The sequence below is a fragment of the Flavobacterium sp. FlaQc-52 genome (genome assembly GCF_044007495.1).
GTDB lineage: Bacteria > Bacteroidota > Bacteroidia > Flavobacteriales > Flavobacteriaceae > Flavobacterium > Flavobacterium cupriresistens.
In genome coordinates, this window is record NZ_JBIPCV010000007.1 from 129,814 (window position 1) to 148,571 (window position 18,758).

Consider the following 18,758-nt stretch of genomic DNA (forward strand, 5'->3'; position numbering starts at 1 on the left):
TAGCCTCAAATTATCAATTGATTAACCTGTATTTTATCTTCTTGTAACCATTTCTTTTCTTCTATTAACGAGGAAAGGTCGTATACCGTTTTATTTGAAAAGATCTCCGCAATGGTAATTGCGATACCTGTTTCTTTCTTCAATATATTAATCAGCACCATCGCCTTTAATGAATCCCCTCCTAATGAAAAAAAGTCATCTTGTGTTCCAACTCCTTTTAAACCAAATAAATCCTCAAAGATTTTAACCATTTGAGATTCCTTTTCCGTTTTGGGTTCCGCATAACTGGTTTTAAGTGTTTTCCTGTTTATTTCAGCATTTAGTATCGACTTAACTTCCTTTTTAATGGCACTTACTGGATTATGAATATCTCTTTTGGAGACTATAATTTGTTTTATATCCTCATAAATAAATGAGTTATGAAAAGTTGTTACTACTTCTTTTTGATTGATCCAGGGTTCTTCTTCTTGTACTCTATCCAGATTTATAATAGACCAATTGGCTTTTGCTTTTTGCAGTACTATACTATCCATTAATGCAGAGGCAGAAGCATATGCGCCATAAGAAATTCCACCTAAAAAAGAAGACAAGCTTGATATCACTTTTACAAAATCTACTTTTCTGTCTCTGGTAATTCTTTCAATATTTAAAAATCCGTTTACTCTTGGTGAAAAATGCTTTTCTATACTATTATCTGTAATCGTATTTACTAATGCAATTTCTGTGATATCAATATTCCTTGCCATATGAACAATCCCATCAATAGTTCCATGTTCACTTTCGATACTTTCAAATGCCAATAAAAAACTTTCATAATCCGCTATATCAACATGCAGGGAAGTGATGGTCCCTGAATACTCTTTTAGTTTTTCATATAATTGTTTCTGCTTTTTATTCCATTGCTGGGGAAATGCATTAGACAAGATTATTACATTAGCTTGGTACTCTTTTAAGAGATGAGAGGCCAAAGCATATTCAATATCGTCTAACATTCCGATGATCAAATAATTCCCCTTTTCTTTTATGATTGGGGCTCTGTATTTATCCTTTTGCCCTATCTCTAAAGATTCGTAATTCGGTATCCATCTGCGCCCATTTCTAAAGGCTACCTTATAATATTTGGTTTCCATTTCCAACTCGCCGGATACTTCGAAGACTGATTTTTCGAGTTCATCATTTACATCAATATCAATAGAAGTGGCATATATATTGACAAACTCCTGAGTTAAAACGTTTAACATAGTCTCCGTGTGCTGATTGATGTTAGTGCTGTTTTCTGCTCCGGTAACTGTATTATTTTTATCATTAATTACAGCTATTTTTTTAGGTTCCGTTATTTCGTCTAACTTAAAAGCTTTAATTATTGTTTGAATAGTATTAAACGTAAGGTTATAGTCCTGATACTTTCTATGTACTTCTGTAGCATTCTTATGAGACAGTTCCCAAGCATAAATAATAAAATCGAACTTGAAATTTACTGTTCTTAAATGCGAGTTAAGCTCCTCATAATCTCCTAACACCTCAGGATTTACAATTATCTTATTAGGATTTTCCGCTTCAAATCGTTCTCCTTTGACAATTTCAATTATGTGTTTTCCATCTGTCTTTAATTTTTTGATCAATTCATTGTTAAATGATGATCCGTCATTAAAAAAAAGATATTTTTCGGCTTTAGAAAATAGAGTTCCTTTGTTTTTACTTCTTGGGATATATTTCCATGAAAGCATATAGACGGATTCTGAAATTTCTTTTTTTCCCGGTTCCAAAGCATCTCTCTTTAGAAAATTTTCGTCTATAGTTACTTTAGACGGAACATCATAACGATCAAAATCATAGGTAGGAATTGAGAGCCTGTTCGGTTTTCCTCCCTCATAATAAACCTCCCAATTAATGTCTATTCCATTGCTCCATAACTGCCCTAAAAAATCAGTAAAATACTTGTCGTCATCTACTGTTTCTTTGTGATGTTTTACGGTAGTTATTACATCGTTTTCCAAATTTATATTCTGGCTCTTTTTATAAAATGTTGCCAATGTTCTGCCAGGCCCTACTTCTATAAATAAAGAATTATTGAGTGCTATAAGCTCTTTTATTCCTTTTTCAAATTCTACTTTTTCTAATATATGATTAGACCAATATTTTATTGAAGTGCTTTCTTCATCAGTTATAAATTTTCCGGTTATGTTAGAAATAAATGGTATTTCAGACTTTTGGAGTGTTATGCTTTCTAATTCTTTTTCAAAATCTTCCTGTATTTCATTCATCATTGTTGAATGAAAAGCATGTGACGTTTTTAATAGTACAAATGGAATTTCTTCCTCCTCTAATTGTTTTTTAACTAAAGCGATACTTGTTTCTGTACCGGAAACAACAAAAGAATCATGAGCATTTATTGCAGCAACAGAAACACCTTCAATTATTTCTTTTTTGATCTGGTTAATTGATATTCCAATGCTTAACATCTCTCCTTTTGGGACTTTTGACATTAACTCAGCTCTTTTAGCGACAATTTTCAAAGCGTCTTTAAAAGTAAAAACCCCACCAATTGTAGCTGCGACATATTCTCCCAGACTATGACCAATCATATAATTGGGTTTAACACCAATAGAAATCAGCAATTGAGCAAGTGTGTATTCAAACAAAAAGAGAATCGGTTGGGTAAACAACGTTTCGTTTATTCTCGTATCTGCTACTGCGTCAGCATTAAATAAGATATTTTTATAATCAAAATCGTTAAATTCCTTTAAATACAGTAACCCTTGGTCTAACGTTTCTTTGAATAAAGGGTAGGTTTGATAAAGCTCTTTACCCATATTCACATATTGGCTTCCTTGACCGGAAAACATAAAGATTATATTATTTTTAGGAGAAAGAGCGGTTGCGAACGTATTCTTATCCTTGAGAGCTTGTATCAAATCATCGCCTTCTTTTACAATCAGATATTTTCTAAAATCAAATTGTTTTCTTCCTATTTGTAAGGTATAAGATAAGTCTTCTATACTTACCTCTTTTTTATGCTCAATAAATTTTAAAAGCTTCTCTTCATAACGCTCCAGAGCATTTTCTGTTTGAGCAGAATATCGAACTAATTTATATTTAGATTTTACTTTTGTATTCTCGTTTAGGGGCGCTTCTTGAAGAATTACATGAATATTTGTTCCGCCAATTCCCAACGAACTAACGCCGGCCGTACGAGCCTTTCCATCTACATTTTCCCATTTTTTAGAAGAATGATTGACATAGAATGGACCTTCATTAAAATTGATCGTTGGATTAGGGCTTTCATAATGTAGACTTGCCGGAATAGTTTTGTGATTTAGTGACAAAGCTGTTTTTATTAATCCTGCAATTCCTGCTGCCTCGTCGGCATGCCCCATATTTGATTTTACCGTACCAATAGCACACTTATGGCTGGTGCTATTATTAAATGCAATATTTAGGGATTCTATTTCGATAGGATCTCCAATTTTAGTACCTGTCCCATGAGCTTCTATATAAGAAATATCTTCCGGTTCAACTCCTGCTATTTTATGAGCCAACTTTATACATTCTATTTGTCCCGTAACGCTGGGCATTGTATATCCGGCTTTGGCATTTCCGTCATTATTCATGGCGGAACCTTTTATAACGGCATAAATATTATCGTTATCCTTAATTGCTTCTTCCAGTCTTTTTAAAACGACTACACCGGCACCATCAGAACCAATTGTCCCGGATGATTGACTATCAAAACTTCGATTATGCCCGTCGATTGACATGATCGATCCTTCCTGATATTTATAACCGTAATCATTTTCTGAAAGTAACCTTATACCCCCCACTACAGCAGTTCCGCATTCACTTAAAAGCAAACTGCGACAAGCCAGATGCACCGTACTTAAGGATGTTGAGCAAGCGGTATCAATAAAATAACAAGGTCCTTTAAAATTTAATTTATGAGCTATCAGAGAGGCCATAAAATTGGGGTTAGACATCTTACTCTTCGTCAATTCATCAACATTAACATCATTTGTCAAAGACGTATATAAACTCCAATTTAAATCCTTGTTAGCACCTAAAAAGACTCCGATTTTTTTAGTATATCGCTCTATATCACATGCAGCATCTTCTATAGCTTCCCAAACCAAATGATGCATCATCCTTGTTTGAGGATTCATTATTCTCGCTTCGTCCAGTGTATATTTAAAAAAGGGATAGTCAAAGAAATTTGTATTGGCTACAAATGAGGCCGCTTTTATGTAATTTTTGCGGTTCAACACTTTTTTTTCAATACCTTTTTCTTTCAGCTCATCGTCTGTAAAAAAATGGATCAATTCTTTTTCCTCCACCAGATTTTTCCAAAACTCCTCTATATTATCTGATTTTGGAAACCTTCCCGACAATCCAATTATAGCTATATCTTTTTTCATTTCGTACGTAACATTAGATTCTTCAATTAATTCACCACTTCTTTTATTAATCTTACAAATCGTTCATAAAATCCATTAATTCCTCCACATCTTCCATTTCATTTTCTTCTATTTTTACTGTATTGGATAACTTATCCTGATTCAGGTTTTCTCCCAAAGTTCGTATCGTCGGATATTGAAAAAAGGATATGATTTTTAAATCTGTATGCAAAGCGGTGTTCAATATGGCTAGCAATTGAAAGGCTTTCATGGAATTACCTCCAATTTCAAAAAAGTTATCATCGATACTAATTTGCTCCAGTTTTAAATAGTCACCCCATAATGTTGCCAGCTTTTCTTCCATCTCATTCCTTGGAGCCACATAGTTTTTAGTTGCACTAATTTCCTCGTTCGGAGCAGGCAGTTTTTTATAATCAATTTTGCCGTTTGGTGTTTGCGGAAAGTCATCAAGCGTTATTACATATTGAGGTATCATGTAGTGTGGCAAACGCAATCTTAAAAATTCTTTGACGCTGTTTTCTTCTGTATAACTTGCCGTTTTGATATAAGCAACAAGGAACGTTTGTCCTTTGTTTTCAAAAGTTGAAATAGCACTTTGCGTGACCGTTTCGTGCTCAAGAATTACATTTTCTATTTCTTTTAATTCAATTCTGTGCCCTTTAATTTTTACCTGGCTGTCTATTCTTCCTTGATATTCTAACTCTCCATTAGAAATCCAACGAGCCAAATCACCTGTTTTATATATTTTTTGGTTGTATTCAAAAGGGTTGTCTATAAATTGTGACGATGTTAGTTCATCATTGTGTAAATACCCTAAAGATACCCCATCTCCACCTATGCATAATTCTCCTGAGACCCCTACCGGACATAACTGGTTATAGGCATCCAGGATATAAATTTTTGTATTTGCAATAGGCTTTCCTAACGTTACATCGTTGCTTGTTGCTACCGTTTTTACGGAAGACCAAATCGTTGTTTCTGTAGGTCCATACATATTATAAATATCATTCTTGACTTCGCTAAGGAGCTTTTCTGCAAGTGCTTTTTTTAATGCTTCTCCACCAACTAAAAGCGTCTTTATTTGCTGTAGTGCTTCTTTACCTTTCGTATTCAATAAAAATTCTTCGTAAAACGATGGTGTAGATTGCATGTGTGTAACCTTATGCTGCTGAATAAGTGTTGTCACCTCTTCATCCGATGTTAGTTTATTCATGCGATTTACAATAAAGTCATACTGAACTTTAGATCTTCTTACCAACTCTTTTAAGCTAAATAAATGATCCAGATTTTCCAGTACCTTTTTTTCCTCTACTCCAAAATCAATCAAACATGCTATTTCATTAACATTAATATTGTAGGCGCGGTTTATTATTTCCAAACAGGTTTCCGGAGTTCCAAACAAACTACTGCTTTTATAAAATCTTAAAAAACCCATATCTAATAAGGCTTCTTCGTCACTTTTTAAGTCCAGCCCTTGCTCTTCTGCAAGAGGTTTTAGAAGATCCAGCGAGTTTCTTAAATAATTTTTAAAGGGCTCTTCGACAATATTCTTTACCTCTTCCGCATTATTTCCGACATAAGTATGTAACATTAACGCCACTTTTCCTTTCTGCGGATCAAATCCGTTCTCTTTAAGCGTTTGTCTGTATACTTCAATTTTTTCTCCTAAATCTTCAATACTCTGGCCTAACAAATGGGTCAGAACATTGGCTCCAATGCTTCCTGCATATCTAAACGTCTCTACACTTCCTGCGGCAGTCACCCAAATTGGAAGTTCTTTTTGCACGGGAGTAGGATGTATTTTAAATTCAAAGTCTTTCCCTATTCCGTTTTTACGGGTTAAGGTTTCTCCTCTCCATAACTTTTTTAGCAGGTCTATTTTTTCATGCATCAATTGATGACGATTCTGATAATCATTGGGTGCTAAAACAAAATCGTTTGGATGCCATCCGGAAGCAATAGATAATTCCACTCTCCCTTCAGATAAATTATCGATCATTGACCACTCTTCGGCAACTCTTACAGGATCATGTAGCGGCAATACCACACTTCCTGAGCGAAGTTTTATATTTTTTGTAATGGTTGAAACTGCGGCAGCGGCAATTGACGGATTGGGAAATTGATCTCCAAAATCATGAAAATGCCTTTCCGGAACCCAGATCGCTTCAAATCCGTTTTTATCGGCATATCCGGCTCCTTCAATAAGTAGTTTGTATTTATTGGTTTCCGAACTTGTTCCGGTAGGGAAGTAAAACAAACTGAAATCCATTTTAGGTTTAGGCAGAATAGGAACCGGCCTTTCTAAATGAATTACAACCTTACTTCCGCGAGTCAATGTCCATAACAATTCCAGAATTGAAATATCAAAACTTATACTGGTCATGGCTAACCACACTTCATGCTGAGTTGTCTGATCAAACTTCAGATTCATTCCCTCCATAAAGTTCACTAAATTCCTGTGGGATACTTTTACCCCTTTTGGTTTACCGGTAGAGCCTGAGGTATAAATAACATATGCCAATGACGTACTTTCAATTTCTGGCAGGTAAAACGCTTCTAATGACTCCGCATCCAAGGTAGCAACGGAAATGGTTTTAACGCTTTTAGAAATTATGTTTTGGGTCTCTTGGTCTGTTAAAACAATTTTTGTTTTACTGTGTTCTATGATATAGTCAATACGATCCAATGGGTAAAATGGATCTAATGGCAAATAGGAAGCTCCTGACTTTAGTATTCCAAGAATCGCAATCATCATTTCCATAGAACGTCCCAAGCAAACCCCTACTGTAGTATTGGATTGTACATCCTGTTTGTGAAGATAGGAAGCCAATCGTGTAGATTTTTCGTCCAGTTCTTTATAAGTCATCTCTTTTCCATCGCATACCAGAGCAATTTTTTCAGGAAACAGCATGGCTTGCTTTTGAAACAAAGAAACAGTTGTTGCTTTCGTATCATACTGATGCGTCGTAGCATTGAATTTATTTAAGAGCTCTTCTATTTGTTTACTATCCAAATACTTTGTGCTTTTAATATCCAATTGTGGTTCTTTGACACTTTGTACTATGAAGTTTTCATAATTAACCGCCAGGTCTTCAATGAATTTTTTCTGAAAGAGATCCGTATTGTACTCTATAGATAAGCTCAGATTGCTTTCGTCTTCAAAAAAAGTAAATGTTAAGTCATACTTGCTGACTGTGCTCTCATAATTGGTATAAAAAGAACATTTTAATCCTTCAAAAAACAAATCAGAACTAATTGATTCGTCGTTTTTTTGCTGATGTGCCACCAGAATATCAAACAAAGGAGAGCGGCTTACATCTCTGCTTAAATTAAGTTTATCTACCAAGTCTCCAAATGAATAACCTGAATTTGAATATGCTTCTTCTAAGGTTTGCTTTTGCAGGTTGAATAAATCTAAAAAAGAACTATCTCCCTGAAATTGCATGCGTATTGGCAACGTATTAATATACAAGCCAATTTGATTTTGAAGTTCCGCATGATTCCTTCCGGAAACGGGAGTTCCTAAAATAATATCCGTTTGAGAAGTATATCGATACAATAATCCATTTACAGCGGCCATCAATGACATAAAAAGAGTTCCTTTGTTTTCGCTAGAAAACACTCTTAAGCTTTTTAAATTTTTTTGACTTATTGTATGTGTATAACTGGATCCTTTATAGGTCTTTAAAGCTGGTCGGGATTGATAAGTTGGTAAGTTAATTACCGGCAATTCTCCTGAAAATTTTTCTAACCAATATTTTTCTTCGCTTTTTACATTTTCTTTATCACTAACCCACTCGGCATAATCTTTAAATTGTATCGGCAGCTCCTGTAAATTAATCGGGTTTTCGGAAACTAAACTATTATAGATTTGTGCTAAATCAGACATCAAAATTTCTAAAGAGGCCCCGTCCGATATAATATGATGGATATTAATTCCTAAATAATATTCCTTGTCGTTTTTGTGCAATAACAGCGTTTTCAAAAAAGAAGATTCTTTTAGTTCAAACGGTGATTTTATAAAATCGGTTACAATACTTTTAATTTCTTCGTCCGAACAATTATTTCTGACTTCCATTTGAAAGTCAGCTTCTTGTAAAACTTTTTGAGCTATTTCACCATTTTCCTGTAGTACAAAATGCGTTCTTAAAACCTCATGTCGCATCACAAGCGCATTAACCGCTTGTTGTAATTTAGTGGTATTTATATCGCCTTCCAATTTTAAAACAATAGGCAAATTGTAGGCACTGTTAATATCTTCCATTTGGCATAAAATCCAAAATCGCAATTGAGAAGAGGTTACCGGGTATAACTCTTTTATAGCTGCTTTAAGAATTTTATTAGAAGAACTAACTAATGTTATTTTCTTTAAGTAATCGAGAATACTTTCTTTATTTTCTTTTACCAGTTCAATGAGCGAGTTATCAATATCTTCTTCCAGAAAAATCAATTCAAGATTTTCCCCGGATAGTTTCACATCTAAACCCTTTAATCTTATTTCTTTTAAAATAGAGGCTGCTTTCATTTTATATAAGAATTTTTTTCTTCTCCGTTAATGTTACTTGATTTTGTAACGACTTTAAATTTTCGATATGTAGCGCTACCGATTCAATAGTCGGATCACTTAAAAACAATTCAAATGTTATTTCAGTAGTTAACTCTGTCTTTATTTGATTTAACATTTTATGCATTCTCAGACTATGCCCGCCTAATTCAAAAAAGTTATCCAGGATTCCTACCTTATCGATCCCTAATAGATCTTTCCAGATTTCTGCTAATTGCTTTTCTATGTCCGTTTCCGGTGCTATATATTGTGTAGTAACTAAAGCACTGTCATCGATCTCAGGCAATGCTTTTTTATTGATTTTCCCGTTAGGTGTAAGCGGGATTTCATCCAAGATAACGATATGAGAAGGTAACATGTAGTCCGGAAGAACCTTGCTTAATTGTTTTTTTAAGTAAAGTCGGTCAATGGCTGCAGTTGGTACAATATAAGCCACTATCAGTTGCTCCTTTTCTTTATTCACAACATCAACAAAAGCCTGATTTACATGATCTTGAATCAGAATAACGTTTTTAATTTCTTCTAATTCAATTCTATATCCTCTAATTTTTATTTGATTATCATTCCTGCCTAAATAGATCATATTGCCTGTATAATCTTCATAGGCTAAATCTCCTGTTTTGTATAAACGCTCGTCTTTTTCAAACGGATTGGCGATGAATCGCTCGTTAGTCAGGTCAGGTAATTTTAAATAGCCCAGCGCTAAATGTTCCCCTCCAACATAGATCTCGCCTATTACTTTTTTAGGTACCGGTTGCTGATTCTTATCTAATAAATATATGGCAGTATTGGCTACCGGTTTTCCTATTGGAACATAAGATACAATCTCGTTTTCCTCCTTACACATTGTATAACTGGTCACTACATGGGTTTCTGAAGGGCCATAATGGTTGTGTAATTTAACTTTTGGGTTTTGTACCAAAAATTCTTGTAACGTATTATTCGCCATTAATTGCTCCCCGGAAGATATAATGTGTTTAATCTCATGGTTTTTAACAAATGTTTCTTTTGGAAAATCAAAAAAGTTCGTCAAGGCAGAAAATGGAAAACACAACACTTCAATAGCATTGCCAACAATGAAATCTAAAAGTCTCCTGAAATCAATTTTCATTGCTTCCGGAGTTATAAACAGAACCCCTCCACTACTTAACACAAACCAGCAATCCTGTAAGGAGACGTCAAAACTAAAGGAGGTATATTGCAAATGCTTTAATCCTGATTCTATACCCGAGTCATAAATATTCCATTGAATTAAATTGCTGAGCATTCTATGGGTTTGTACCACCCCCTTAGGATGTCCGGTAGAGCCTGAGGTGTAAATAACGAAGGAAGGATCATCTAATTGATTTACGATATTCAGATTAGTATCATCCCATTCAGAAAATGCAAATTGATCTAAATTGATTATAGCTGCCTTTTCTGATAATTCTTCGTCAAATAAATCTATTGTTGAAATTACTGTTTGTATTTCAGCATCTTCCAAGATATACTCTTTACGTTCAATATGATATTTATGATCAATTGGAACATAACATCCACCGGCTTTTATAATGCCTATCATTGCCAGGACATTTAAATGTGAACGTCCCAAAATTACTCCTACGTTAGTTTGTGGAGTTACGTTGTATTTTTCTCTTAAGCAATGTGCTAACTGATTGGTGTATTCATTTACTTCTTTATATGTTAATGAAATATCTTCGTATTTAACCGCTACATTTTCCGGTGTGCGTTGTACTTGATTTTCAAAAAATTCTATCACGCATTTTTTTACATATTTTTCCGTTGCAGCTTCTTGTTTAAGTACTCCTTCCTTCTCTGTAAGATAGTTAAGTGCTCCTATTCTTTTTGCAGGTTGAGTCAATAATAGGTGTACTAATTTTTTATAATGCGTTATAAACTGTGCTATGAATTTTTCCTCAAATAAATCGGTATTGTATTCTACCTTAAGGGATAACAAGTCATTTTCGGTCTCTTCTACATACACTAATAGATCAAATTTACTGGTCGTATATTTTTCGACTGTAATTGCTTCTGAAAAAGCCTCATCGTCAAATTGTTCTTCGTTTTTTGCTCCTTCTTTTGGCAAAACCACCAGCATCACATCAAAAAGAGGATTTCTTGAAGCATCCTTTTTTAAATTCAAAGCTTTTACTACTTCTTCAAAAGGATATTGCTGATTGTTATGTGCTTCTAATATGGATTGTTTTACAGCTGTAAAAAAAGTATCAAATGAATCGGATTGTTCTACTTTGTTTCTAATGGCCAAAGTATTGGTATAAAACCCTATTTGATTATGTAAATCTATATGCTCTCTCGCAGCAAAAGGGCTTCCTATAATAGTGTCATTATTTCCCGTGTATTTCGCCAACATCACATGCAAAGTGCTTAACATTACCATATACAATGAACCTTCCTGGCTTTTTTGGTAAGAGCTTACAGCATTAGAAATGTCGGTATTAAAATAGGTTTTCAACGTTTGTCCGTTATACGTTTTTACGGGTGGACGTGTACCTGAAATGGGTAATTCTAAAACCGGAGTTTCGGTTGAAAGTTTAGCCAACCAATAATCCTTTTGTTTTAGAAAAGATGCTCCTTCAAGATTATCCAAATTCCATAACGTATAATCTTTATACTGAATTCTTAATTCTTCCAGTGCGGGTACTTTATTCGTCTGTAAGGCCTTATAAGCGGTCAATATTTCGCTCTTTAAAATTGGAATTGACCAGGCGTCGCAGATAATATGATGTAAAATACAGGAGAAATAATAGCTGTTGTTGTCATACTTTAATAAAGCAGCTCTCAACAAAGGACCATTCTCTAAATCAAACGGCACATTTGCTTTTTCTTTGATGTATTCGTTTACTTTGTACAAAGAGTCCGCAGCTTCTGAATAATCCTCGTAATCGAGATTAAAGTTTAATTCTTGTACGGATAGTATCTGTTGTTGTGGTTCTTTTTCTGCATTGAGTCGAAATACGGTACGCAATATTTCATGTCGGTTCAGGACATAAATTATAGCATCTTCTAAGCTATTTTGATCATAATCGCCTTCTAGTTTAACTTCAAAAGGAATGTGATAGGCAATAGAGGCTGTAGTGGACTGTGATTCAAACCAAATTCTAAATTGTGCATTGGAAACAGGATAACTAAGTGCTTCTTTGGCTTTGGGTATTTCTTTAAATTTATTGATCGAAATAGATTGTAAATAACTTATAATCTGTTCTTTATTATTTCTTACTATTTCCACTACCTCATCCTCCACAGTCTCTTTTAACAGAGATACTTCCAGCTGATTCCCGACTAGCTTTACCGCTACTCCTTTTTCTCTTAGTTCTTTAATTAAAAAGATTGTTTCCATGTGTAATTTTATATTAGTATCTTTTTTACAGACCGTTCGTTATCTATTTCTTCCACCCATTTCACATTTTCAATATTCATTGCTAAATTCTGAATGGTAGGACGCAGGAATAATTCCTGAATATTGATCGATACATCAAATTGTTTTTGAAGAACTGATAATAGCTCAGTCGCTTTTAAACTATGTCCGCCCAATTCGAAGAAATCATCTGTTATACCTACCTTTTCCAAACCAAGTATGTCCTGCCATATGGCGGCTATTTTTGCTTCTGTTTCTGAGGTTGGTGCTACATAGTCTGAAGCTTTTATTTTGAAAATTTCCAGTTTTAAAAGTGCCGTTTTATCAACTTTACCATTAGCTGTTAAGGGTATTTCGTCTAACAACAGAGAATAGGTTGGCAACATATAACCCGGCAGTTTTTGTGACAGGCTTTTACGTATTTGCTGCATGTCAATATTCTCGCCTTTTAAGTAAGCAACAATTTGTTTTTCTCCGTCATGCTCCTTGGTGAGTACTACTGCATTGCTTATGGTTTCTTCTTCTTGTAAAGCATGTTCTATTTCGCCCAGCTCTATACGGTATCCACGAATTTTTATCTGATCGTCTTTTCGTCCTGCAAAACCTATATTTTGATCGGGCATCCAATAGCCCAAATCTCCCGTGCGATACATGACAGTTCCGGGATCAAACGGATTTGGTACAAATTTCTCCTTAGTCAGCTCAGGTTGATTCAAATAACCCACCGATAATCCCTTTCCGGAGATACAGATCTCGCCTATTAGTCCTTCTCCTTGTAAGGCTAATTCCTCTGATACGATATAAAAACGGGTGTTAGAAATAGGTTTTCCAATTGGAAGCGAATGTTCCTGCTTTTTTTCAATCCTGTAACAACTGCTATAAGTCGTATCTTCAGACGGACCGTACAGATTTCTTATCTCGATCGGATATTTGATCAGGGCATTGCTCAACGCTATCGGAATAGGTTCTCCCGCCATATTTAATACCGAAACATTTTTTAAAGAAATCTCTCTTTCCAGTAAATTATCCACTACAGAAGGAACTGTGTTTATGAATATTTTTTGGTCGCTGTCTACGTAATCGGCAATGGCCAATCCGTTGGTAATGATTCTGATTTTTTTTCCGGTGCTCAGTGGATAAAACATTTCAAACACCGATAAATCAAAACAATGTGAAGTTGCTGCATAGAGAATGTCAAAATCAGCAGCAGCAAATTCTTCTTTACTCCACTCTAAAAAGGCTACAGCATTATCATGGGTTAACATAACGCCTTTTGGTCTTCCGGTAGATCCCGAAGTATAGATGATGTAAGCTAATGAATCGGATGTTATTTTAATTTCCGGCAGTTCTGCAACCGGTATGTTTGCCTGTTCAAAATCATGCAATACTTTTTCGGTTATTGTAATTTTACAGGAACTGTCCTGTTCGATATAAGCGATTCGTTCTTCCGGATAATTTAAATCGATAGGAACGTAAATCGCTCCGGTTTTTAAGACCGCTAGCAGGGCTATAACCAACCATTCATCTCTTTTTACTTTTATACCTACAAAATCTCCCGGACGTACAGCGTATTGATCCAACAGGTAGTGTGCCAACTGATTTGATTTTTCCGATAACGTTTTGTACGTAATCGTTTTATCTTCACACACAAGCGCAATGGCCTCGGGTGTTTTACGCATTTGAGCGTTAACCAAATCTACTATAGTTCTATTTTCTTGATAGGCTCTATTTGTCGCGTTATAAGTGTGCAGCAAACGTTGTTTTTCTTCACTGGGAACAAAGTCAATTTTGGCAATGCTATCGTTCGGTTTTTCTATCCCTTCAGAAATAAATTTTTCTAAATAGTGTACCAGTTTTTGAACAAAACCCTTGGTATATATATCAGTATTGTAATTCAACGTCAGATTCAGACTCTCTTTTCCTTCCGCAAAAGAAAAACTCAAATCAAACTGGCTTGTGTTCTTTTGTATTTTTTTATAGGGCGCTATTGTTATTTCTTCGAAAGTTTCTTCTTTAGAAAAAAGATCTTGCTGATTGTGTAAAACAACCATAACATCAAAAAGTGCCGATCTTGAAAGGTCTCGTTTTAACCCCAATTCTTCTACCAGTACATCAAAAGGATAAGATTGATTCTCATACCCTTCCAGCAAAACCTTCTTTTGTTTTTTTACTAAACTGCCATACGTATCGGTTACTTCAAAACGAGTTCGAATTGCCAGTGTGTTCAGGTATAATCCTATTTGATCTTCTAAATCCGGATAATCTCGTCCTGCTACCGGAGTTCCGAGAATGATATCAGTTTGTCCGCTGTATCTGTAAAACAAGCCGTTTAATCCTGCCATTACTGCCATGAACAAAGTAGCTTGATGCTGTTGGCAAAAACCCTTTAATTTGGTAATAAAATCTATTGAGAAAGCATGTGAAATACTATCGCCATTATACGTTTTTACTTTTGGACGTGTGGCTGTGGTCAACAATTCCAATACCGGAAGATTACCTGCAAATTGCTCGCGCCAGTAACTTCCTGATTCGGCTAATTTTTCCTGATTTGGCACACTGTTGTACCAATGCGCGTAATCTTTATATTGAATCGGTAAATCCGGTAACGCAATTCCTGTAGCCTGTTTTAGATGGTTGTATTGGGCTACTATTTCTCTGGATAAAATTTCCATCGACCAGCCATCTCCTACAATATGATGCAGATTAAACAAGAGTAAATAATGCGCATCGTTAAAGCTTATAATTTCTACTTTTAGCAGTGGTGCCTCACCCAGATCAAAAGGATGGTTGACATGACTGGTTATTTTTGCTGATAACGCTTCTTCATTTAATCCATGATGCAGGTCTATCGGACAAACAACCGATGCTGCTGGCAGTACATATTGGCTCAACACTCCCGATTCATCTGCTTTAAAAACCGTGCGAAGACTCTCGTGTCGGTCAATGAGTTTATCTACTGATTGTTGAAATAAGGACAGGTCTAATTTGCCTTTCAATTCTAATACATTCGCAATGTTGTAAGCCGCACTGCCTCCCTCAAATTGACTTAGTGTCCATAAACGTCTTTGTGAAGAAGTCACCGGATAGTATTCCTGCTCCGGTATTTTGGTAAATTGTGCGCTCGCAGACAGTTGTAATTTTGCTATAATTCCCAGTATGGTCGGGGATTCAAAAACATCCTTGACTTTTAATTTATATCCTAGTTTTTCTAATTTATTGATGAGTCTTATCACTTTCAGACTGTGTCCTCCCAAGTCAAAAAAACTGGTGGTAATGCCGATCTTGGATATTCCTAAAATCTCTTCCCATAACAAAACCATTTGAGATTCCAGATCGTTTCCGGGGGCCACATATTCGTTATTTTTTACGCCAAGATCTTCAATGGCCAATAACGCTTGTTTGTTTATTTTTCCATTAGAAGTTAAAGGAATTGTTTCCAGTTCTACATAAAACCCAGGAATCATATAATCCGGTAAACTTGTTCTTAAGCCGTTTTTTAAAGCTTCAATATTGATGTTTGTACCGACTACATAAGCCACAAGAACTTGTTCTCCGGCTCGTTCTTTGGCTAGTACTACTGCCGTGGTTACGGTTTTATCTTCTTGTAGTGCCTGTTCAATCTCGCCAAGTTCTACACGATATCCTCTAATTTTTATCTGTTGGTCTTTTCGGCCTATGAAACCAATGTTCCCGTCGGGCATCCAATAACCTAAATCTCCTGTACGGTACAGCAACAAATCAGAATTAAACGGATTGGAGACAAATTTCTCTCTCGTCAATTCAGGCTGATTCAAGTATCCGGCTGCTATTCCTTTTCCCGAAATACAAAGTTCACCAACAATTCCAACAGGAGTTAATTGAGTAGCACCCGACTCCATAATATATACTTGCCTGTTCACTATTGGTTTACCAATTGGAATGACTGTTTCTTTATTTGTTAGCTGATAATAGGTCGCACAAACAGTGCTTTCTGTGGGGCCATAAGTATTAAATACGGCAAGTTTGTCCCATAAATTACTAACATGATCGGCTTGTAAAGTATCTCCGCCACTAATCAGTGTTCTGATCCCAAGATCGTACTGATCGTATGTATCATTCAGGTATTGCAATGCATAAGGATTCGTACTTAAAACCGTTATTTTGTGTTGTTCGCAAAGCTTGAATAACGCATCAAAATCCCCTTTTTCGTAATGAAAAAACAAGGTTCCTCCGCTACTAAGAATCGGAAATATTTCTTCTATAGACGTGTCAAAAGAAATGCTGGCTTGCTGCACTACACTATCCTGAGCCGTTAATCGAAAATGATTTTTAAACGTTAACACATAATCTACAAAAGATTCATGTGTAATCTGAACCCCTTTCGGATTTCCGGTCGATCCCGAAGTGTAGATCACATAAGCTAAATCTTCTTGGGCAATCGTAGCAACAGGCGTCTCAGCATATTGCTCTACATTATTTTTAAACTCGTCTATGATTTGCGTATTGACAATCAGTTTACATCCGCTGTCTTCTTGTATGTACTTTTTTCGTGCTTCGGGATAGGCAGGATCTATGGGTACGTAGACCGCTCCTGCTTTTAATACACCCAGAATCGCAATAATCATCCATGGATTTCTTTCCAGTTCAATTCCAATAAAATCACCTTTTTTTATGTTGAATTTTTGCGAAAGACAATTGGCCAGTTTAGTACTGTAGGTTTCTAATTGGGCATAGCTGATTTTCTCTCCCTGGTGTACAAATGCGGTTTGATTTGGGGCTTCCTTAGCCTTTGATTGTATAAGATTTACTACTGTCAAAGAAGAATCGTAAGGCGTTAGTGCCGTATTGAACTCGTTAAGAAGTTTATTTTTTTCTGCCGGAGATACAATTTCAATAGCATTTATTGCTTGTTCGGGCTTTCTCAAACCCGAACTTACAAAAGCTTCAAAGTGCTGTAACAAATTAGCTATAAAATTCTCCTGATAGATATCTGTATTGTATTCTACGTTTAATGTCAGTCCTTTTTCACTTTCTACAAATACAAAACTAATGTCCAGTTGGCTTACACCTCTTTCTATTTCGCTGTATTCAGTAGCCACAATCCCATCAATTTCTTTTTGATCGTTTAGTTCCAAGCCCTGATGATTTTGCAACAACACCATAATATCAAACAATGGTGATCTGCTTTGGTCTTTAGGAAGTGCTAATTGATTGACAAGTGCTGTAAAAGGATATTCTTTGTTTTCGTATGCTTTGATAAGCGTCTGCTTTTGTTTCTGCATGAGTTCCAAAAAGCTGTCTTCCTTATCAAATTTTGTTCGAATTGGCAGTGCATTAGAGTATAAACCTATTTGATTCTCAATATCAGAATGTTCTCTTCCTGCCACAGTAGTACCAAGGGTTATATCGCTCTGACCTGTATATCTGGAAAACAATCCATTAAGGCCTCCAACTAAGAGCATAAACAAAGTCATTTGCTGTTCTTTACCAAATGTGTTTAATGCTGCTAAAAACGATTTTGAAAATTCGTGCTGAAGAATATTTCCGTTATACGTTTTCATGACCGGACGTTTTCCCGGAACTAAATTTAATAGAGGGGAATTGGTTTCAAACTGTTGCTTCCAATATTCTAATTTGTTATGATATTCAGGACTTGCAAGTTTCTCATTGAGCCATTCGCTGTAGTCTTTGTATTGTATCGACAGTTCTGCCAATTGTATTTCCTGGTTATGGACTAAACTATTGTAAACCAGCATTACTTCTCTGGTTAGAATTTGCAAGGACCAGCCATCGCCTATGATATGGTGCAACACAAATAACAAAATGTGCTCTTCTTCGTTTCTTTTTAATAAAGTAGCGCTCAGCAAAAGATCTTTTTCCAGATCGAAAGCTTTTTGGTACTCTTTTTTTATTTGATTGTGAAGTTGCACTACAGAGGAATCCTCCGAAACTATGGTTTGAAGCTTAAAATTTGCTTCTTCCTTAGTCCGGATATATTGTTGTATTTCTTCTTTTTGATTTTTTCTAAAAATGGTTCGAAGTGATTCGTGTCGTGCAACTACTTTTTGAAATGCTTGTTCCAGAAGTGTCGCATTGAGTTTTCCACTTAACTTCAATGTCGAAGTGATGTTGTAAGCTTTGTTTCCTCCCAGATATTCATGAGTAAACCACATAAAATATTGCGTGGGAGTCAGCGGGTAACTTTCCATTACCTTAGCTTTAGAAATTGAAATATTCGAAGAGATCAAGCTAATCAAGTAGGCCTTGTGCTCTTTAATCTCTTCCAGCAACTCTTTTGTCAATACTCCCTTTGGAGCATTCACCTTAAGATTTCCGTCAATTATTTTCAACTGAACTCCCAAAGAAAGAAGCTTATTAATCATTTCATTTTTCATAAAAAAAACAGTTTTAATCTAGTCTTGTATTTTAT

At 35.4% G+C, this 18,758-nt stretch carries 4 protein-coding genes; all 4 read right to left on the reverse strand.

What is annotated here, in order from left to right; all coding sequences use genetic code 11:
- Positions 1 to 5: 5 nt before the first annotated feature.
- Genes ACHRV5_RS13680 through ACHRV5_RS13695 form a run of 4 tightly spaced genes read right to left on the reverse strand, consistent with a single transcriptional unit; the run spans position 6 to position 18,723 of the window.
- Entirely contained in the window at positions 6 to 4,409 is a 4,404-nt protein-coding gene (locus ACHRV5_RS13680) for a beta-ketoacyl synthase N-terminal-like domain-containing protein (protein WP_395427123.1), read from the reverse strand.
- Positions 4,410 to 4,461: 52 nt separating this feature from the next.
- Entirely contained in the window at positions 4,462 to 8,934 is a 4,473-nt protein-coding gene (locus tag ACHRV5_RS13685) for a MupA/Atu3671 family FMN-dependent luciferase-like monooxygenase (RefSeq protein WP_395427124.1), read from the reverse strand.
- Position 8,935: 1 nt separating this feature from the next.
- Positions 8,936 to 12,331 carry an amino acid adenylation domain-containing protein gene (locus ACHRV5_RS13690; RefSeq protein ID WP_395427125.1) on the reverse strand — a complete coding sequence of 1,132 codons (3,396 nt, stop codon included), beginning with the start codon at positions 12,329 to 12,331 and terminating at the stop codon, positions 8,936 to 8,938.
- An 8-nt stretch (positions 12,332 to 12,339) separates the two neighbouring features.
- Entirely contained in the window at positions 12,340 to 18,723 is a 6,384-nt protein-coding gene (locus tag ACHRV5_RS13695; protein WP_395427126.1) for an amino acid adenylation domain-containing protein, read from the reverse strand.
- Positions 18,724 to 18,758 lie beyond the last annotated feature (35 nt).